General features: G+C 53.3%; 20 protein-coding genes. 10 read left to right on the top strand and 10 right to left on the bottom strand.

Annotation, left to right across the window (positions count from 1 at the left end; all coding sequences use genetic code 11):
• Window positions 1-3: 3 nt before the first annotated feature.
• Genes QN215_RS08285 through QN215_RS08255 form a run of 7 tightly spaced genes read left to right on the top strand, consistent with a single transcriptional unit; the run spans window position 4 to window position 6,634 of the window.
• The gene (locus QN215_RS08285; RefSeq protein WP_369343841.1) at window positions 4-771 is read left to right on the top strand and encodes an ATP-binding cassette domain-containing protein; all 768 of its coding nucleotides are present in this window, start codon (window positions 4-6) and stop codon (window positions 769-771) included.
• Window positions 768-1,775, top strand: coding sequence for an ABC transporter permease (locus QN215_RS08280; protein ID WP_369343840.1), 1,008 nt, complete (start codon window positions 768-770; stop codon window positions 1,773-1,775). The genes QN215_RS08285 and QN215_RS08280 overlap by 4 nt, the downstream gene beginning before the upstream one ends.
• Complete coding sequence (locus QN215_RS08275) at window positions 1,772-2,827, top strand: phosphotriesterase (RefSeq protein ID WP_369343839.1); 1,056 nt, start codon at window positions 1,772-1,774, stop codon at window positions 2,825-2,827. The genes QN215_RS08280 and QN215_RS08275 overlap by 4 nt, the downstream gene beginning before the upstream one ends.
• Window position 2,828: 1 nt before the next feature.
• Window positions 2,829-3,584: a glutamine amidotransferase gene (locus tag QN215_RS08270; RefSeq protein ID WP_369343838.1), complete on the top strand. Its 756-nt coding sequence runs from the start codon at window positions 2,829-2,831 to the stop codon at window positions 3,582-3,584.
• Window positions 3,585-3,598: 14 nt separating this feature from the next.
• Complete coding sequence (locus QN215_RS08265) at window positions 3,599-4,291, top strand: hypothetical protein (RefSeq protein WP_369343837.1); 693 nt, start codon at window positions 3,599-3,601, stop codon at window positions 4,289-4,291.
• Between the two features lie 32 nt (window positions 4,292-4,323).
• Window positions 4,324-5,511, top strand: coding sequence for a M28 family metallopeptidase (locus tag QN215_RS08260; RefSeq protein ID WP_369343836.1), 1,188 nt, complete (start codon window positions 4,324-4,326; stop codon window positions 5,509-5,511).
• 22 nt (window positions 5,512-5,533) lie between these two features.
• Window positions 5,534-6,634 (top strand): M20 family metallopeptidase, encoded by a 1,101-nt coding sequence (locus QN215_RS08255; protein WP_369343835.1) that lies wholly within the window; start codon window positions 5,534-5,536, stop codon window positions 6,632-6,634.
• A 57-nt stretch (window positions 6,635-6,691) separates the two neighbouring features.
• Here the strand turns inward: QN215_RS08255 and QN215_RS08250 are convergent, their stop codons facing one another.
• Both QN215_RS08250 and QN215_RS08245 read right to left on the bottom strand, forming a co-directional pair.
• Window positions 6,692-9,352 carry an FtsX-like permease family protein gene (locus tag QN215_RS08250; protein WP_369343834.1) on the bottom strand — a complete coding sequence of 887 codons (2,661 nt, stop codon included), beginning with the start codon at window positions 9,350-9,352 and terminating at the stop codon, window positions 6,692-6,694.
• 7 nt (window positions 9,353-9,359) lie between these two features.
• On the bottom strand, window positions 9,360-10,061 hold the full coding sequence (locus QN215_RS08245; protein WP_369343833.1) for an ABC transporter ATP-binding protein: 702 nt from the start codon (window positions 10,059-10,061) through the stop codon (window positions 9,360-9,362).
• A 320-nt stretch (window positions 10,062-10,381) separates the two neighbouring features.
• On the opposite strand from QN215_RS08245, the gene QN215_RS08240 reads away from it, so the two are divergent.
• Together QN215_RS08240 and QN215_RS08235 are read left to right on the top strand one after the other, a co-directional pair.
• Window positions 10,382-10,975 (top strand): hypothetical protein, encoded by a 594-nt coding sequence (locus tag QN215_RS08240; protein WP_369343832.1) that lies wholly within the window; start codon window positions 10,382-10,384, stop codon window positions 10,973-10,975.
• Window positions 10,976-11,016: 41 nt separating this feature from the next.
• Window positions 11,017-11,487, top strand: coding sequence for a hypothetical protein (locus tag QN215_RS08235; protein ID WP_369343831.1), 471 nt, complete (start codon window positions 11,017-11,019; stop codon window positions 11,485-11,487).
• A 22-nt stretch (window positions 11,488-11,509) separates the two neighbouring features.
• On the opposite strand, the gene QN215_RS08230 is transcribed toward QN215_RS08235, so the two are convergent.
• From QN215_RS08230 to QN215_RS08215, 4 genes are all read right to left on the bottom strand, one after another.
• Window positions 11,510-12,754, bottom strand: coding sequence for an MFS transporter (locus tag QN215_RS08230; RefSeq protein ID WP_369343830.1), 1,245 nt, complete (start codon window positions 12,752-12,754; stop codon window positions 11,510-11,512).
• A 67-nt stretch (window positions 12,755-12,821) separates the two neighbouring features.
• A complete protein-coding gene (locus QN215_RS08225; RefSeq protein WP_369343829.1) occupies window positions 12,822-13,724 on the bottom strand; it encodes a carbohydrate kinase in 903 nt (300 codons plus the stop codon).
• Between the two features lie 124 nt (window positions 13,725-13,848).
• Complete coding sequence (locus QN215_RS08220; protein ID WP_369345121.1) at window positions 13,849-15,057, bottom strand: ROK family protein; 1,209 nt, start codon at window positions 15,055-15,057, stop codon at window positions 13,849-13,851.
• A 191-nt stretch (window positions 15,058-15,248) separates the two neighbouring features.
• A complete protein-coding gene (locus QN215_RS08215; protein ID WP_369343828.1) occupies window positions 15,249-15,464 on the bottom strand; it encodes a hypothetical protein in 216 nt (71 codons plus the stop codon).
• Between the two features lie 61 nt (window positions 15,465-15,525).
• Here QN215_RS08215 and QN215_RS08210 point away from each other — a divergent pair, with 61 nt between their 5' ends.
• On the top strand, window positions 15,526-15,666 hold the full coding sequence (locus QN215_RS08210) for a hypothetical protein (protein WP_369343827.1): 141 nt from the start codon (window positions 15,526-15,528) through the stop codon (window positions 15,664-15,666).
• Window positions 15,667-15,719: 53 nt separating this feature from the next.
• Here QN215_RS08210 and QN215_RS08205 read toward each other — a convergent pair whose 3' ends face one another.
• The 4 genes from QN215_RS08205 to QN215_RS08190 all read right to left on the bottom strand — a co-directional run bounded on the left by QN215_RS08205 (window position 15,720) and on the right by QN215_RS08190 (window position 19,735).
• Window positions 15,720-16,661 (bottom strand): hypothetical protein, encoded by a 942-nt coding sequence (locus tag QN215_RS08205; protein ID WP_369343826.1) that lies wholly within the window; start codon window positions 16,659-16,661, stop codon window positions 15,720-15,722.
• Window positions 16,662-16,941: 280 nt separating this feature from the next.
• Complete coding sequence (locus QN215_RS08200) at window positions 16,942-17,757, bottom strand: Fic family protein (RefSeq protein ID WP_369343825.1); 816 nt, start codon at window positions 17,755-17,757, stop codon at window positions 16,942-16,944.
• A 65-nt stretch (window positions 17,758-17,822) separates the two neighbouring features.
• Window positions 17,823-19,091: an MFS transporter gene (locus QN215_RS08195; protein ID WP_369343824.1), complete on the bottom strand. Its 1,269-nt coding sequence runs from the start codon at window positions 19,089-19,091 to the stop codon at window positions 17,823-17,825.
• Entirely contained in the window at window positions 19,088-19,735 is a 648-nt protein-coding gene (locus QN215_RS08190; RefSeq protein WP_369343823.1) for an ArsR/SmtB family transcription factor, read from the bottom strand. Before QN215_RS08190 ends, QN215_RS08195 begins: the two co-directional genes overlap by 4 nt.
• Window positions 19,736-20,031: the final 296 nt, after the last annotated feature.

Here is a 20,031-nt window from a genome sequence, read left to right as displayed (position 1 = left end):
GGTATGAGCGTGGAAGATACGTCTCAGCAAGAGACATTGGTTGAGCTTCACGAGATCAGAAAGACCTACGGAGTGTTGAAGGTCTTGCGTGGAGTGGAGCTCAGCCTGCTCAAGGGAGAGGTCCTTGGGCTTATAGGAGATAACGGTGCCGGAAAGTCGACGCTGATGAAAGTGCTGTCTGGAACGGTGACACCCGATTCAGGAACCATTCTTGTTAGGGGAAAGTCTCAGCATTTTTCCAATCCCAAGGAAGCGCGAAAAGAAGGAATCAGCATCGTGTACCAGGATCTTGCCCTGTGCGAGACTCTGGATGTTGCATCCAACCTATTTCTGGGCAGGGAACCCACTATCGGACCGCTGCTCAACACCACGAAAATGCATCACGATGCCCGTACGATTCTGAATGATTTTGGTGTTCGCGTAAAGTCCACGCATCAGAAGATCCAGGAACTCTCGGGAGGGCAGCGTCAGTCCGTAGCCATTGCAAGAGCGGCATCGATGAATCCACAGATACTTATTCTCGATGAACCGACAGCAGCGCTTGCAGTCGCTGAGGTTGAATCGGTTCTCAAGCTCATTCATGACGTTGCTGCGCAAGGGGTTGGAGTCATCCTGATTACCCACAGGCTTCAGGACATCTTCAGAGTCTGCAACCGGGTCGCTGTCATGTATGAAGGACAAGTGGTGGAGCAATCTTCGATTGAAGGGCTGACCATGGATCGATTGGTCTCCATGATTACTCAGGAGACTCCGACTGGAGGAGTGGCATGAATTCCGAAAAGGAAAGTGGAAAAAGAAATTCGCTGGCGACCCTGATGGGGAAAATGGACAAGTCCTTGTTGCTGCTCATCGTGCTCACCTTGATAGTGCTTGTAGCGTTTTCTGTGGCTTCCCCAGACTTTCTCACCTTGACGAACATGAGAAACATCGCCGTGCAGGTCGCTCCCGAAGCGATAGTTGCCGTCGCCATGACATTTGTTATCACTGCCGGGATGATTGATCTTTCGGTGGGTTCGATTCTCGCCCTGACCACTGTGGTAAGCGCTCTGATACTCAAGACTTCGGTCGATTCAAGCGTGGGCATCATCGCCGGAATCGCCGTCGGTGCGCTGTGCGGTGTGATTAATGGATGGTTTTCGAGCTATCAGAAAATGCCATCCTTCATCGTGACCCTGGCAACCATGTCGGCATTGCGTGGCGTTGCACTCCTCATCACATTGGGGTATTCCATTCCCATTGCTGCTGGACGATGGTTCACTCACATTGGACAGGGACGGTTCCTAGGAATGGGTATACCGGCTTGGTCGGCGCTCGTTGTTGCGGTGATTGGCATGGTTGGCTTGCACAACATGCGATTTGGCGAGTACATCACAGGCATCGGATCTAACGAGGAATCAGTGCGACGCGCAGGTGTCAACACCAATGGCATGAAGATGCTTGCCCTGACACTTTCGGGAGCCGCTGCTGGACTTGCAGGCGTTATCACCGCTGCCCGTCTAGGAACGGGAGACGCAAATTCAGCCACGGACTTCAGCATGACGGTCATCACGGCAGTTGTCATCGGAGGAACGGACTTGCTCGGAGGCAAAGGATCGGTTCTTGGTTCGCTGATTGGTGCGATTCTCTTGGGAATGATCACCGATGGATTGACCTTGCTCAATCTGAGCCCCTACATCATTCCTGTGGTTACCGGCGTACTCCTGCTGACCGTGATCTGGGCCAACCTGCATGGCGTAAGCGTTGCCCAGTTTGTGAAAAGAAGGATGCAGTCATGAGCGCTGAAACAATTCGCGTCCATACAGTCTGCGGAACCATAGCATCTGACAAACTAGGATTCGTGCTCCCACATGAGCACTTACTCAACGACATGGCCAGTGGAAACCTTCAGCCTGACCCACTTCACCCAGATCTTCTGGAAAAGAAGGTCACGCCCGAGCTCGCCTGGATTCTCAGAGAACACCCCTATGGTTGCAGAGACAACTGTGGACTCGACAGCGTTGAAGATGCCACAGAAGAATGTGAATACTTCCGTCATCTTGGTGGAGACACAGTGATCGAGGTCACGCCGCAGGGACAGGGTCGGGACCGAGTCAAGCTGCAGGGCATAGCCAAGGCATCGGGTGTCACGATTATTTCAGGCGGCGGCTGGTATCTTGAGCAGTTTCATCCTGAAGCAACGCGTGTTGATGACGTCGACGAACTCGTCGATATGCTCTACGAGGATTACACCAATCCGAGTGATGGCATCAATTCGGGAGTAATCGGCGAGATAGGAATCTCTCCAAGAATGACCGAACGCGAAATCAAATCCTTGCGAGCAGCCTGCAGACTCCAAAAACGGATTCATCTGCCAATGTACGTTCATCTTCCCGGGTGGACCAAGCTCGCACGGGATGTGATACGCATCGCCCTGGATGAAGAAGGGGTGCCTGCCGAAGCGTTGTGCCTCTGCCATATGGATCCATCAGGCAATGACCCCCAGTATCAGCTGGAACTGGCACAGTCTGGCGCACATCTGGAATTCGACATGCTGGGTATGCCCTACAACTACCGATATCCAGGTGAAGGGCAATCGCCTTCTGCAGCCCAAACGACGGTTGCCGTGTCACGGCTGGTGGATGAAGGATTTGCACAGAGCCTGCTCTTCAGCCATGACATGTTTCTTAAATCCATGCTGCGCAAAAATGGCGGCAACGGACTGGCATACGTATTTGAATTCTTGGAACGACTGAGCATTGCAGGAATCGATCCAGCGGTCATCCAGAGCGTGAATACAAGCAATGTTCGCCGATTGTTCGAACAATCGGCACAGGTGACAAAGGACTGATATGAAAAGAATACTGTTGGCCGGCGAAAGCTGGATGATTCGGACGACAGAGACCAAAGGCGTTGATGAGTTCACCGTCTGCTCATATGAAGAAGCTGGCATTGAACTGAAAGCTGCACTGCGCAAGGCGGGCTACGAAGTTGAACATATGCCTGCACACATGGTTCCCACCCAGTTTCCCGAGACCATCGAAGAACTTCAGGCCTACGATCTGGTCATCCTTTCGGATATTGGTGCAAATTCTCTGCAGCTAGCCCCCGACGTTTTCCAACATTCCATAGTGGGAAAGAACAGAATACAGACTCTCAGCTCCTGGGTCCAAGCCGGTGGGGCGCTGCTGATGATCGGTGGCTATCTCTCATTCACTGGCTTCGAGGCTAAGGCGAACTATGCGCACACGGCGCTCGCGGACGTATTGCCAGTTACGATGCTCACCGAGGACGATAGAATCGAACGCCCGGAAGGCGTGACACCACATGTGCTCCACCCGGAACACCCTGCCCTCGGAGGGGCTGGTGATTCATGGCCTAGAATTCTCGGTTATAACAAAGTCAAGATTCGTGAAGGCGCAGAACTCCTTGCCGTAGCTGGCGATGACCAGGATCCCCTTGTTGCCGTATCGCAGCAAGGAAAAGGCCGTTCGGCAGTCTTCACGAGTGATTGCGCACCTCATTGGGCACCTCCCGAGTTTTCGCAGCACTGGGATGGCTATGATCGATTGTTTGCGGGGCTGGCAGATTGGTTGACACGGCAATGATGCGGGAATCGTCCATGTCACGTAGTCAGCAGCTTTTGAAAGATTGTGCGGACGCGTTTGCAAGCAGTAAAGATTGCCGGTTCATCATCGAAGCAACAGATGGGCATCTTGACGACCAGGTGTGGCGTGCATATATGGAGAACGAACTCAGCTTCGTATGCACGGTGCATCATCTGATGAAGCAGCTTATTGCTGGCGCTCCGAAACAGAGACATGCAGCATGGGATGGCATCATCGCGAACCTCCACGACGATCAGGTGCCGTATCTGGCAGGATTGCTGGATGTTCCAGTGAGGCAAGCCATGCATGCTGAGACTCATGATGTTCTGAGCCAATATCTGACGAGAACGGTGCAGACAGGCGGTTATCCTGCCTTTGCCGCGTCGATGTTCGCTGCAGAAAATCTATACCAGCAATGGTGCTACCAGGCGTGGCAAGGAAGCAGAACCGTCATGCCGCCAGCTCTGCGTCAATGGGTGGGCATGCACGTTAACGATGAATTTCATCAGTCGGTTCTGTTCTGGAACGAATCGCTCGATGAGATCGATGAACGGATACAGAACAAGACACTGGTGAACTGGTCAAGCAGCATGCTTGAGACCGAACGCCAATTTCATGAGAGTTCCTACCGAACGCATGCGTCTGGATTCATTGATGATAAGAACATTGAAGAAAAGGACGTTGATGAAAAGAAAGTTGAGGCATAACGATGGTAATGCGCATCACGAAGGGGAATGACATGCTTGACTCAACGAAAGCTTTCACCGAAGAACTTGCGTATAGAGAACTCACGCATCTGGTTTCTTTCGGATGTCGATTTCATGGAACATCGGGAAACCATGATGCCGCTGACTGGCTCTGCTCAGAGCTGTTGACGCGCACCGGTCTAACGCCCAAAAGACAATCTGTCGACTTGGCTGCCTGGAATCCTGGTCTGCAGCATGGCCTTGATATCACGAATCCCGTCGAAGAGCATATTGAGGCATGGCCATTGCTTTGGAGCAGCGCAAGTGAAGGTCTTATCCACGCGCATATCACGTATCTAGGTCCATGTGGACTCTGGGGAGATTCCATGGTGTGGCAACGTTTCGTGGCACTGGATCGAGATAACAATCCTCTTGCCTACCTGTTGAGCCGTGACGTCGGTCCGGCTGCTCCACAGCCTTTGCCAGCTGGCTTTGATAGGTCTGTGCCGCATTTCTCCATCTCGCATGAGGATGGAGAACGCTTTCTTGATTGGATACGGCAAGGGATTGTGCCAGAGGTTTCGCTCACCTGCGATGCAGACAGGGGAGGGCGGGCAGTTTCAGACAACATCATTCTTGACATTCCTGGAAGTGATACCAGCGATGATTCGTGCGTGATTCTGTGCGCTCACTACGATACCTATTACAACACTTGCGGAGCCTATGACAACGGCAGTGGAACCATTGCATTGCTCAATCTTGCGCAGGTTCTTGCCGCAGCTCCACGCTCATACCGTGTGCGCATCATCTTCTTTACCGCTGAGGAGTGGCATCTGGCAGGTTCTCGATACTATGTCGATACTGCCGATGATCTTGACCGCATTCACTTCGTGTATAACATCGACGGTCTTGGCAGAGCGGATTTCGTCGAACTGTTTTCTGCCCCGGAAAGCCTTGCGTACAGATTCCACTCCTTGGTCGAGGCATATAATGAAGAGGCTCAGCGGGATATGACTGTTGTGTCGCGTTTTCCGCCGACCAAGGGAACGGATGATGCGAGCTTCCACATGGCAGGAGTGCCAACGGTATACATGACTATCAATGACAAGCAGAGACTGCATCAGCCGAACGATCTGCCCGAAATGCTCTCTGCACGCAACATAGTCTGGGCCGTCAGCATGGTTGCTGCAATTCTGGATAGGATTCCTCTCAACACTCATGTGGAACGACCGGTATTATAAGTAGATTGCGAATCGAGGCAGCATGAACAACGAAGACGCCAGGATGACACGGCGCTCGATTGAGCTTACCAAGACATTGATTTCGATGCGCTCGGTGTCGGGTTCCAGCGAGCAGGATTCGACGTTCCTCACCATTGTCAATCAGGTGTCGAAGATTCCAGGGGCTCGTGTCAGCGTTTCGGATAACGGCATGAGCGCAGTGTTCACGACCGGATTGGATGACAGAGAAAGTCCTGATAGGCCTAAGAAATCCGTCGTCTTCGTTGGGCACATCGATACGGTGCCGCCGATGGATCGTGATTCTTGGCAGTCTTCGCCATTCGAGGCCGATGAGCGTGACGGAAGATTGTATGGCAGGGGCTCGTCGGATATGAAAAGTGGCCTTGCTGCGGCGCTTGCCGTGTTCGAGCGCGCGTGCCGCGAGGGGTTGCCTTGTGTTGTTGCGATGACGAAGGACGAGGAGATTGGGTGTCTGGGAGCTCCCTCCGCCGTTGAAATCCTCGACAGGATACCCATGTCTGGCATGGTAATCATGGAGTCCACGAACAATATCATTCGTTTCGGCCATCGAGGAGCGCTGTGGCTTCGTCTGATCTCTCGAGGAAAGGCCGCCCACGGAAGCAATCCAAGTCTGGGAGTCAACGCGATTGTGCGAATGATGGGGGCATCAGCCGGCATTCAGCGCATTCCGCTTGAAAGTGATGACTGTCTGGGCAATGAAACATGCAATCTGGGAACCATGCATGGTGGTGCGGTTCCCAACATCGTGCCCGACTACTGCGCTGGGGAATTGGATATTCGAACCGTACGCGATCATGCCGATTCGCTTGTTGAATATCTGCAGTCAATCGATGGAATCGATGAGGTCGAGACTGAATTTTCCCTTTCCCCGGTCTGGACCGATCCCGATGATCCTTGGGTCGCCTCGCTTCCTGGCGAGCGTGACGTTGAGCCGGTGACCTATTTCACTGAAGCCTCGATATTCGCCGCTCAGCTCAGCCAGAAGATACCCATCATCGTTTGCGGGCCGGGCGATCCGACATGCGTGCATAGTGTTAATGAGAGCGTTCCCCTACAGGCGATTGCACAGGCTACGGAGCATTTCTGGAACTACATCCAGTAGCTTGGCAACGCGCGCAGGTGCAGTACATGCGCGAGATTGCGTAAGGCTACCCCAAGGCTATTCCACGCTTTTCAACGAGCTTACCGGATCGATGCGATTCAGGACCGTGTTCGTGAACAGCAGCACGAGCACGGCGAAGAGCATGGTGATGCCGCTTGCAATCAGGTAGCTTGTCCATCGGATTTCAACTTCAAAGAACATTCCCGACATGGTGAGAACGCCGGTGAGCATGCCGCCCAGCACACGTCCCAGAGGCAGACCCAGCAGCGTGCCGAAGGAGGCGAGGAGAAGCATCTCCTTGTTGATGTAGGTGTGCACTTCGCGGTCGGTAAAGCCCAACACCTTCAAGGTGGCCATTTCACGAATGCGTTCGGAAACATTGGTGCTTGAGAGGGTGAACAGTACGACCAATGCGAGTGAGCCCGCAAGGGCGACGATCAGCGTCACCACGGCGCTCATCAAATCGAAGGCGAAGCCGCGCCTCAACGATACGGTGCTCGAAGCGTACGCAACCTGGGAGGACTTACCGATGTTCTTTGCATAGGCGACTTGCTGATTGTCATTTCCTCGCAGGGTCGCCATGATCGCATTCGTCACGAAATCCTTCTGCTGCATGTCGAAGGTCGATTCATAGAGGCTTGCCGACATGTACACGTCGCTGCCTATGAGATTTCTATACACATCGCGAACGTGGACAGAACGTTGACCGTGAACGTCGCTGCGCAATGACACCGAATCGCCGGCAGATATGCCCAAAGCGTTCGCGGCGCTCTGCGAGACCAGAAGCCCGTGGTTTCCGAGCGTGAGTCGTTGTCTTGCACTTGGAGACGTGGAGAATCCGAAGATACGGCCAAATCCTTGGGCAGCAGGTCGAAAATCGACCATGTCGCTGATATTTTGTCCATCGGGAACGACTACGAGTCTCACGGATTCGCTCTGACCGTCGGCATTGAGCAGATCGGCCCCCTCGACGCGCAGCTGAATTGAATGGACCATCTGGCCGTCATCGATAAGCTGTTTACGCATTCCTGCCGCATCGGCGTCCGATACTGCGATGCTCATAAGGTCATACTTGTCCACGCCGCCATACTGCTTGGCACCGAGCGTCTGAATCGTATCGTTAATGGCAAAACCGCAGAGGATAAGCGCCGTGCATCCGGCAACGCCGCCAACCGTCATCACCAGTCTGCTTTTGAACCTGAACAGGTTGCGAACGGTTACCTTGTTAAGAAAGCTCATTCGCTTCCAAAGCCAGCTCCAGCGTTCCAGCAGAACCCGGGAGCCAGTTTTCGGAGATTTCGGACGCATCAGCAATGCTGGCATGTGTCTCATTTCGCCTCGGCATGCAATCATGGTCGAGCCAGTCACACCAAGCGCAAACAGCAGAAATCCGCCAATCCCATACAGCGCGTCGAAGGCAACGTAGGTGTTGGGTATGGTGTACAGCCCTTCCAGCACGGAAATGAGGAAAGCTGGGATGCCGACGAAACCAAGAACGTTGCCAAGCGCTCCGCCAAGCACGCATGCTACGAGTGCGAAGGACACATATTTTGCCGCAATGGTGAGTCTGCCGTAGCCAAGACCCAGATATGTTCCGATAAGTCCACGATCCTCCTCAACCATCCGTGTCATGGCAGTAAGGCTCATGAGTATTGCCACGACGAGGAAGAGTACGGGGAATGCGCGCCCAATCGATTCGATGGAGGTGATGTCACCTTTCAGATTGGAATAGGATTCGAGCGATGAACGGGTCAGAAGATGCCATTGCACTGTGGTAGAAATTTGCGCAGTGCTAGAAGTTTTCGCTGTGGCAGAAGTGGTCTGGGATGCTTGCGCAAGACTTGACTGTTGAGACGAATCCATGGTGCCGCTCTGTGCAAGCCCCTGGGCAAGCTCTTGTGCAAGCTCCTGCTCTCGAGCCTGCTCCCGGTCTTTGGCTACCGTGTCATTGATGCGGTCGATGACTTGCTGCACTCGTGAGGAGTATGCGTCGGAGAAGGTATCAAGGCTGTTTGCGCCCGATACGGTTATGGAAAGGGCAGAATACACGTCGTTCGTCGTGACATTCGACGGAATGAACATGTCATAGCTCTCGTTGTCTTGAGAGCGGAACGTTCCTGAACTGTATCCTTCGGGATTTGCTATGTTCATCGGGTCAAGCACGACGGCGACAATCTTGTACCTGGTTGTGGTCGGCTGATTCGTCATAGCATCGGTTGAACTGGCGACTATGCTGTTTCCCAGCGACAGACCACTGTCGATCAAGAAACGCTGCGTAACTGCAATCTCATGGGAATGCGTTGGCAACGTACCCTGCTGGACGGACACGGTGTTAAGACCCCGCCCGCCTAGCTGCCGTATCGTCGCCGCATGCGGCGTGCCATGCATGGGTACGGTCACAGTTGTGGAAATTTCTGGCTGAAGCGATTTCACTCCGGCCACCGATGACAATGCAGTGAGATCCTTGTCCGTCAGACCCGCAGACGAGACCACCTGGATGTCAAAGAGGTGAGAGGATTCATAGAATCTGTCTGCAGAAAGCAGCGTGTCTCTGCAACCCGCATAGATGCCGGTGAGTACTGCCACGCCAAGCATGGTGATAATGGCAATGGAGATGAACCGTTTCCAATTGCTCACTGAAGTGCGCCAGATGTCTTTGACCACTGGATTTGAACGCATGGCGCTGGTGGAGCCGTGGTGTGCGTCTGCTGCTGTCATACTGCACCTACCACTCAATGTCAGCTATGGACATGGGATGCTCGTTCGTGGAGCTGTCAAATACTTGCCCACTTCGGAAATGAATGACCTTGTCAGCCATAGGGGAAATTGCAGTGTTATGGGTGATGATGACGACCGTCATTCCTTGCGTCCGACATATATCTTGCAGGAGTTGCAGAATTTGCTTGCCCGTCTCGAAGTCCAAAGCTCCTGTTGGTTCGTCGCACAGCAGGAGTTTTGGCCGTTTGGCAATCGCACGAGCAATCGCCACCCTTTGCTGTTCGCCTCCGGAGAGCTGACTGGGGAAATTGTTGAGCCGATGTCCCAAACCAACCTGCTCCAAGGTGTGCTGGGGATCGAAATGTTCGCGGCGGATCTGCGATGCTAGCTCCACGTTTTCAAGCGCGGTAAGGCTGGAAACCAGATTATAGAACTGGAATACGAAACCTATGTCCGTTCTACGGTACAAGGTCTGCTCCTTGCGGGAGAGAGCCGAAATGTCACGACCGTCCACACTGACCGTACCCGATGTCAGGGTATCCATACCGCCCAGAATGTTGAGCGCGGTCGTTTTTCCTGCGCCAGAAGCGCCCAAGATGATGGTGAGACTGCCCTTGTCGATGGAGAAATTCACATCCTCAAGCGCATGAACGCTGCCACCGCCAGAGGTGTATTCCTTCGTGACATGGGTGAATTCGATGTAGGCCAAGCTGTCCTCCTTCATTGGGGATACGAAGCGGTGGTCAATAACAGCGTATCGTACAATCGACATTCGTGTTGAGCGAATTCGCGTCGTTGTTGAGCGTGAATTGAGTGCTGGTTGAATGAGAGCTTAGTACATGTTGAGTGTGAGTGAGGCTGTTTTCATTGTTGGCCGTGCGACATGGTATTCCTGTGGAGAGAAGGTTCTCGCATGAGGCAATCATGCGAAGGGGAAGTGCGAAAGGTGTCCTAGATGCAGGGCTCGTCAGTGCCTGCTTTGGTACTGGAAGCCTAGCCTTCGAAGATTATGGAATGCACGTCATATGAATGCACATCAATCGAAGGAATGTGAGTGCCGTGGTGGAAAGCAGCAACAGCAAGGATTGGTCGCCAATCCCGCTTAAGCATGTCATACAAGGTCATCTGATAACCGAGGCGTTGATGATTCCGGCGTATCTGCTTGCCTGCTGGCTTGTTGGACTGGTCATTGCAGCCGCTTCCATTCCTTTCGAGACCCTGTTCATCGTGGTGGTGATTTCTGCATTGGTCAGTGCCGTGCCCAATGCGTGGATACTGCATATCTTCTCGGTCCGCGAGCGCACCGATTATCCCAGTCTTCGCTACCTTGGACTTCAGGTGGTGTGCCTGATCTGCATCGCGTGCCTGACGACGATGCTGGCTGCTCGTGCCGGGTTAGCGGCCTTGATGATCGGTCTGGTCATGGGGATTGTCAATCTGCTCATCAATGTGCTGCTGAATTCGAAGGAACCATTGAGCAGAGAAGAGGTCCAGCAGAAGATGGAACAGACCAGACAGATGACTCAGGAGGTTTTTGCCGACGAAATCTCTCATGTGCATGAGAGCCAGCAGGCTAAGCTTGACGAAATAAACCGAAAGCATGGTATCGACAAGCTTCATTAATTCATGGTGGGCATGTGCAGCGGGGAAGAGGAGGTCAGCAGGTGAGCGAGTTTGTGTTGCAGACGAGTGAGAAATCCTATACGAACAGCGAGATATCGGGTGAGCTGCTTCGTGATGTGGTGGAGAGACTATCACGCAAGGAGCTTGACTTCATGGTGTTGGAACCGAGCGAGCCGGTAGACAAGAGCATCTATCTGCAGATGCTTGGTTCCGTTGTTGTGGAGACCATCGGTTCCTTTGTTGTTGAGACCCGGCTGGTTGCTGAGGATGGAAGCTTCACACAATACTCCTATACCAGTGCAGACCAAGATGAAGTCCTCTCGATGTTCCTCAAATACTGGGAGCATGGCGAGCTGCCCGATTTGGATGGTTGGAAAGACATCACCGCATCATTGAGCAAGCCAGCATCAGTGGGCTTGTGGGCCAGAATACGCAGCCTGTTGCGCAGCAAGAGCGCGCCTGCACAAATCCCGCTCGATGGTGATGTCGCAAGCCAAGGCATGCGACATTGAGTGCTCCCAGCAGAGGGCTGGATTACTTTGTTAAGACAACCTGTTCATTCTTGGAAACGATAAGGCTGTGGAATATGGAAATCACCAGCACATAGATCACGCCTACGGACATCACAGCGATGGCACCTGTCTGCATGCCGACCGCGTCAGATGCAAGACCCATCAGTGGTGGGAAGATTGCTCCTCCGATAAGGCCCATCATCATCAGGCCAGAGATTTCGTTCTGACGTGAAGGCTGATGCAGCAGTGCGCGCGTGAGGAAAAGCGAGAAGACATTCGAGTTGCCGAAGCCCACAAGAGCCAATCCCAGGTAGCACAGGAAAACGGGCGACTGTGAGACGATGATGAACACGGTGAAGCACACCACGGAAAGTGCCATCAGTACCGCGCATATACGAAGAGCAGCTTTGTTGCTGAGCCTTTGCAACGTCACGCTTCCGGTCAGGCAGCCAATGGTGCGGAATACGAAGTACACGCTGGTGGCGATACCTGCGGTCGCCAGTGACTGACCTGTCTGCTCCATAAGAATCTTCGGAGCGGTGGTGTTGATGCCGACGTCAATTCCAACATGGCTGACGATACCGAGGAAGCACAGCAGCACTACCGGGTCCTTCAGCAATGCGAAGCAGCGTGCGATACTCGTCTTGCCTGCATCGGGAGCAGCTTCCTCGATCTTGTCTGCGCCAAGCAGTGCATACCCTGCAATCGCGATGACCAGGAAAATCACATACAGCAGCCACCACATGCCGAAGGCCGCAGCCATCCATCCAGCCAGAATCGGTGCGATGAATGAGGCGATTGCTTTGACGAACTGACCGAGTGTCAACGTGCTGGCAAGCCTGTTATTGCTTACCAGATTGCTCAGCAGAGGATTCAGGGAGACCTGCATCACCGTATTGCCGATTCCCAGCAGGCAGAAGGAGATGATCATCAGCACAAAACGGGCATCCTTGGAAGGCTGGAGATAGCCGATAACTGGGAAGATGAGTGCTGCTGCGGTGATGATAATGCTGATGAGTACGGTGCGGCGTCTACCGAGACGATTCATCATCAGGCCGGTGGGCACTGAAAAAATCAGGAACCAGAAGAATACCATGCTGGTGAAGAGATTTGCCTGTGAGTCGGTCAGTGAGAAGTCGTTTTTCACATAGTTCGCCGCGATACCAACGAGGTCAACGAAACCCATGATGAAGAACGACACCATAACCGGTGCGAGCGCTCGAATATTTATTCCGGGCCGCGTTTGGCCGGAGCTTGTGGTTGACATAATTTTTTCCCCCTCTTGCCTGCCGTTCCTTTTTCCCCTTGAGGAGCGGCAGGGATTGTTGTAATGCTTAGTTTTCCGCTTCCGCCTGCGCAAGGTAGTCAGGAATGGTTTGCGGATAGTCTGGCCATGCGCCACTTTGCGTGCAGACATATGCTGCGGTATTGACCGCTGCGCGATGTGCCGCGCGAAGCGACACGCCTTGAAGAACGTTGCTGGTGAAAGTTCCTGAGAAGGAATCTCCAGCGCCGACGGTGTCGGCGACCTTGACGTGAGGAGTAGACAAGGTTGAGGATTCGCCTGTACGTCCGAAGATGCTGCTGTATTCGCTTCCTGCGGTGAGTATCGTATACTCCAGGTCGAAATGGTTAATGAACCACTGGCATGCGTCGGCATCGGAGGTTCCACGGATGTCGAACATATCCTGCAGCAGCAGCAGTTCGGCGTCGTTGAGTTTGAGCACGGTCGCCTGCCATAACAGCTCGGTGATGAGTTCCTTTGAATAATGGTCGCCACGCAGGTTGATGTCGAAGAATTTCATCGCACCTGGCTTCGTGTGCTTCAGCAGTTCGATGATGGTGTCGTGGGTCTCCGGGCTGCGCAGGGCGAGTGTGCCAAAGCAGACGGCATCGGCTTTGCCTACTTGTTCGATGAGTTCACGGGTGAGTACGATATGATCCCACGCCACATTGCGCACGATGGTGTATTCAGGAATGCCGTTTTTCAGTGCGACCTCGACTGTGCTGGTAGGCCATGCGTTGCGTTGCAGAATTGACTTTATTCCCGCATTGGTGACGGCATCGGAGAGTTCGTCGCCCAGGGCATCCTCGCCGACAGCGCTGATTGAATACCCATCCGCACCATTGTTCATGGCATGATAGATGAAGTTTGCTGGTGCGCCGCCGGCACGCTTTCCTCCTGGCAGCATATCCCAAAGTAACTCGCCGAGACTGAGTACGATTGGTTGTTTCATGACCTTTCCTTCCCTTGTGGTGATACTTGTTTGTTGATTTCACTGTTGTTCTGTGAAGAGTTGTGTTGCGCTGTACGCCGCATTCGTCTGGAGCTAGAAGCTATGTGGCTATGTGGCTATGTAGCTATGTATTTCTGGCGAATAGGGACGGATAACGCAGGAATTGATTTGCTGCAGTGGCGGCTGCTCCGGTGATGGCTGGGTCGCTTGTCAGCGTCGAAAGCAGGATTTCTGTGGAGTTCAGTATCTCGGGAACGATACGTTCGCGCAGCACTTTCTGCACCGTGGTGAGCAATATATCGCCTGCTTGGGCCATGATGTCGCCGATGATGATTTGCCGAGGATTGTAGGCATTGATGATATTGACGCATCCGTAGCCGACGTACCGTGAGATGTTTCGAAGAAGTTCGGTGGCTCGGGCATTCCCGGCATTCGAGGCTGCGAACAATGCATTGCAGGCATCCCTATGTGTCATCGAAGCGATGTCGGGGTGGTCTTGAGCCAGTATGTCTGAGTCTATGAGTTCTTGATGCACTGCCACGGCTGAGCAGTAGCATTCAAGGCAACCTACATTGCCGCATTTGCATGGTCTGCCGTTGATGTCGATGCTGATATGGCCGATTTCCGTAGCCGCACCGCGGTCTCCGTTGACGAGTTGTTCGTGATCCATGACCCCAAGGCCAACGCCCTCGCCCACAAGGTAGTAGGCGATAGTGTCCGAAGTGATGCGTGGATCGAAAAGGCTTTCTGCCAAAGCTCCTGATCGGGCATCATGTTCGATGAATGTTGGGACAGGGAAGGCGTTCTCGAACTCATCGGCATAGCTGATATCAGTCCAGCCCGGCATGGATGTGACCACGGCGATTCTGCCATCATGCCGAAGGTATGGTCCTGGGACGGACATCCCGACAGCTATGATGTTCGGGTCGTTGCGTAGTAAATCTCTGATGATGCGTTTGATTTCGCTGATGGTGTCAGATATGTGAGCATCTTTTACTGGCGGTAGGTCAAGCAATGAGTGTTGTAGTCCGCTGATGTCGAATACGCCGATCTGTACCAGGCTGCGAGCGAATTTGACGCCGATGACTCGGTATTTGCTGTTATTGAGAGTCAGCCCGAGGGCGCGTCGGTTTCGTTTTCCTTCTACGGTGCCTGTTTCGCTGATGATGCCAAGTTCGATGAGTTTCGCCGAGATTTTGGTGATTGCCGCAGGTGTGAGGCCGAGGGCTTGCGATATATCAGCTCTGGAGCTTACCCCATTGCGGTGAAGGTACTCAACTACTCTGGAACGATGAAGCTCGGACAGGGATTGATAGCTGCCCTCACTGGGCATCTGCGCTGTATCAGAGTGCACGATGACTCCTTCGTCGTCCGTGATGAATCGTTATACTCGCAGTTAATATATTAACTTTTTAATACAATAAAGTCCATTCGGCGTGTTGCCCGATACACACCGGTGATGCCTCCATGCTCACTCCATCAAGTTTGTCGCTTCGTATGTTGCTTGGATGTGGCTATCGGTACCTAATCAACGTCGGTGTTGATCAGGCGTATCGTTCCGGCCAACAGCATGATGAAACCGTAGCATCCCAGTACAAGCATCCCTTGCCACGGTGTGAGCAGCTGACTTGGGTCTGAGATGCTAAGAAAACTCGTGCCCAGCACTGCGTCTCCAGCGGCTTCGGGGAGGAATTTCGCAGCTATCTTTCCGAATTCCCATTGCTGGAATGCCAAACGCATGACGGGTTCTATCAGCTGGGTGAATGCGATGATGCCGACGATTGCGATGCCCTGATTGGTGATGAGCGTCCCTAAGCCTTTGCTTGACTCTCTCGCTCAGCAGACGCTCAACCAGCAACAGTTGCAAGTCGTCTCTCGTGTTTCCGCTCTCACCACCAGCCAACCGCGACCTGACAGCTCTGAAATTGGCGACAGTAACTAGTTCAGTGGCGGGCTGGGCCACGGAAGGAAGTTCGCATTCAGACTGAGTGACATTCAATCATTCGTACGGTTTTCCAGCGTCGTCTTCACGGCGTTCCATGCGGGTATGAAAGCGTGCTGGTATCGAACACTCAGCACGAGGCGGTGATATTCGTGGTATTCGTCGCTCATGATGCTGACTCCCATTGACTGAGTCGGCACAGCATCAAGCAGAGCATCGAACTTTGCTGGCTCCCAGCGTTGCATGAATCGTTCCAGGGCCTTCGAACACTCCTTATCCTGCCCGCTGGTCATGTACTTGAGCGGGCTGATGGGTTTGCCCCGGTCGTCCACGTAGCAGGAACGCACGTCCAAGGCATCCTGTCGCAACAGATCGGGATCCTTGAGACGGGCGGCGATGGCTTTCTCGGTGCGCTTGTTGAAGAACGAACTGCCATTGTCATACACGGGAGCCAGCTCTGGTTTCCCACCACCAGTGAGGATGCCCCAGTTCGTATTGTTCCGGTCCACGTTGCGAATGAACGCGTCGGTGACGAACATGTCCCAGAATCGTTTCGTCACGCCCGCAATCCGGTCCAGGAGAGGAATGCGATGCAGTGCTGAACGTACGTCTGCCAGCACCACGCTGCGTCCGCTCGACGGAGCCTCCGTGAAGCCGGGTTCGTCGTCAGACAGTGAATTCTTCAGGCTGCGGAACTCGACCAGATGCCTATCGTCCGTTTCGAAATCACGGCACGCACACACTAGCCCTCCGCGTATGCCAAGAAGGGTTTCATGCACGGGAATGCCCAGCAGCGCATAGACGTGTGAACCCAGAAATTCCGAAAGAGGGGCGCTCGTGTAGGAAGGCACGCTGCCCTCAAGATGACGGGTTGGTCCCGGATACTTCAGCATCCAATCAACTCCATGCCAGACCACGCCAACCTTGCGCCCGGCATCGCCCGCGTAGAAACGATCCGAGAGCTCAGCCCCTTCAAAATCAACGATGGTGACCATGCAGCCCTCACCTTCTGTCTCACATATCGTCTGAATCCGTCAGCGCTACAAGACGAGATTTGACAAATTCTATGCTCGCAGCACTATCATCACTATCGCCAATCATAACGGCTGCAATCGGCTTGGTATTGCGACCAGCCCACCAAGCTTGCCTTGTTATGCGTTGTTCTGTACTGAGGGCGGGGGAAGAGGCGCTCAGCGCGCTGATTGTGAATGCAGATTGGGCGTTCTCAGCTTTCGAGTCATGCATTGGCTCATGCATTGGCATGATGGTGAATGTTTAAGCGGTCTGCGCGTCAAACGGTTGCATGTCTGGTGTTCGCGTGGAACGATAGGTGAATTCGTTCCCTGCATCAAAGCTGTCCAAAACGTAGCTGCGGTATCGTTGCCGGCTGTGATGGATGAAAGTGCCCATTTGTTGCGGCGATTGGCGGCTCCATGTGGACAGCGCATTGATGTACTCGGGCTTCTCATCGTCAAAGATGACGGGAGGCAGCGCTCCCACTCTCAACGCTTCTTTAAACATCAGCAGACGGCCGATGCGTCCATTGCCGTCAGAGAAGGGATGGATGCGCTCGAAGATAGCGTGAAATTCGGCAAGCTGCGCATCAGTGCCAGTGAAGCCACTCATCAGATCGAATAGATGAGTCATTTCGAACTCGACATGATCGGGAGGCGTGGTGCGAACAGGGTCAAACAATCCAATCTGATTTGGATGCCGCTTGTACTCTCCCACGCCCCACAACGCTTGGTTGCGAGATTGACTGGTATGAGACTTGAGCATAGCATGAAGTCGTTTGACCGACTCATGGGTTAATGGCTCGTTGCGATGATCAATGATTGAGGCGAAGGCGCTGAAATGGTTTTGCGTTTCGATTACATCGTCCGCTCGAATCGGCGTGTTCATGTCATCGGGCGTGAGCGAACCGGTGTCGTACAACTGTTGCGTCTGGCGCTGGGAAAGGGTTGAACCCTCCATATGATTCGAGTTATAGGTCAGCACTATTGCGGACCAGTAGTATGCCCCATTGCTGATATTCGCCTGACGCTCATTGGACAACCAGTCGCCCAGCGACAACAGCCCTCTATCTGTCATGGATCCACCTCCAACGTCTCAGCGTTCATATCAGACTACACTGTGTTCGGAGACCATGGCCTCTCTTACAGGGTCGAGCTGCCCCAATGCTGTGCACTGGGAATGCTCCTTAACCGCGGTGCGATAAGCACAATCATCAGAGCAGCAACGACGGCGATGACGAACACAAACATAGTCATGCCGAATCCACCGACAGGCAAGAGCAGACCAGCAAGAAGTTGGGTGAACATCGACAGCGCCTGCGCAGGAATCGATACAGCAGTGGAGACTCGTCCCTGTAATGCGACAGGGGTTTTGGCGAAAATGAAGCCCATGGCCGTCGCATTGAACAGTGGGAATGGCAGGAAAGCCGCCGATGAGCATAGTAGAACGATAGTGTAGTTGTCCGTGAACAGCATGGGAGCCATACATACCGTGTAGCATGCCAGCGTACATATCAGGGCGATCCCGACCGGCATCCGTGTAGCGATCCTTGTCGAAATCAGTGACCCGCAGAGTATGACAATTCCCGTGCCGGTATCTATCAGTCCAATTCGTGCAGGGTTCGTACCGTTAGAGACGAGATGCAGCTGAATGGCATATAGCATTCCATTGATACCAAAATTCATCAGACATGCCACAGCCACGAGTGATACGAGCAGACGTTGATGGACTGTCCATTTCCACCCCTCGATAAGATCATGGAGAAAAGCTGTATCAGAGCTATCAGATTCTTCCGCGCCTTGTTGCCTCCCTCTTAGTGCTTTGCCGCTTGGTATACAAAGGGCCGATGCACCCGCAATGGCGTACAGGGCGGTCATTGTGAGAAACGGCAGGAACGGAACCATCGCGTAAAGCAACCCACCCACAGGGCCTCCTGCCATACTGACAGTTGCGTCACGTCCTTCGTTGATACTGCGGGCTTGAGGGTAACGTTCAACAGATACGATGGAGCGCAGCATTGCTTCCGTAGCTTTTCCCAATAATCCGTTGATCATTGACAGCAAGCAGCACACGATAAGGAACGCAAGGTAAGAAAGCCGTCCACTTATTAGTAGAACACAGACCACAAGCCATCCACAGCCACTCACAGCAGCGTTCAACACGACAAGCGTACGGCGGTCATGACGGTCGATGAGCGTGCCACCAAATACTGCAGCAGCCTGTTGAACAACTTGTGAGAGGGTTCCCAGCAGACCAGCCAGTGCTGTGGATCCTGAAATCTGATAGGCGACCATGGACACCGCAATACCTCGAAGCGCAAGCCCAGCAGCCGAGGCTGTATCGGCCGCAAACCAACGACGATAAGCCACGTCAGCAAAGAACAGGCCGCGTGAAGCCCCCCGTCCGTTCATGGTAACCAAGGAAAAGACTGGATGATCAGTGCCACTTTGCGCATACCGCTTACCGTCGGAGCGCTTTCACCATGGGTTTCGGAGGCATCAGCGCCACGTGACACTTGCTCCCAATGCTGGGCAAGCGCATCAAACTCGGCGTTCATCTCTACCATCTGTTCTAAAGTCAATGTCACCGTACGGTCTTGGTTCATTGCAGCGTCAACCCATTCGGCAGGCAAATCAGATTTTTGATCCACGAATCTGTCATATATCTGCCGATACGTTAAGGAGACGGCATGCAGATAATCTGCAAGGGACGAGCCGTCTTTCTGCTTTGAAATCGAGGTGGGAGCCATTGCCCGATGGCATGCCCGCCACCATCGCTTACGTCCGTCGCCGTCCGGATCTTCCATTCTCTCGACAAGACCAGCTTTTTCCAGCTGGGCCAGATGATAACTTACCGAGCCGGTGGCGATGCCGACCTTCTCACAAATCTCACCGACTGTGGCCTTGCCCTGTACCCTGAGCAATCCCAAGATTCTCATGCGTACCGGGCTCGCCAGCGCTCGCAATGTCGAAGCGTCATCGATCTTCGCATCATTACTGTCAACTACACGGCTTGGCGGTAAACCATATTCGTGCTTAGCGTCCGTTTCTGTCATAGTGCTCGACAATAGCACGAATTATCTTGCGCAATAAAATTTGCGCAAGATAATTCGTGATGTTTCTGTCCATATTGGAGATACTAAGCAATAGGAGGTTTCTAATGGTGGCTGTAACGGTTGATGGTGTGTTGGTGGTTTTTATGATGCTGTGATACGGACTGGGTTTTATTCCTTATCAGGGGGAAATCGGGAACAAAACCCACCTCGTGTCACTATGTGGATTACACCCCTCGTGGGCTTCCAAGCAGAATGAACGAAGGTATCGTGAGAAAACACCACATCTCCGATTTCAG

It is taken from the genome of Bifidobacterium sp. WK041_4_12 (assembly GCF_041080795.1).
In the GTDB taxonomy this organism is placed as follows: Bacteria; Actinomycetota; Actinomycetes; order Actinomycetales; family Bifidobacteriaceae; genus Bombiscardovia; species Bombiscardovia aquikefiricola.
The sequence above is the reverse complement of the archived record's forward strand: the minus strand, read 5'-3'. Positions and strand labels throughout refer to the sequence as shown.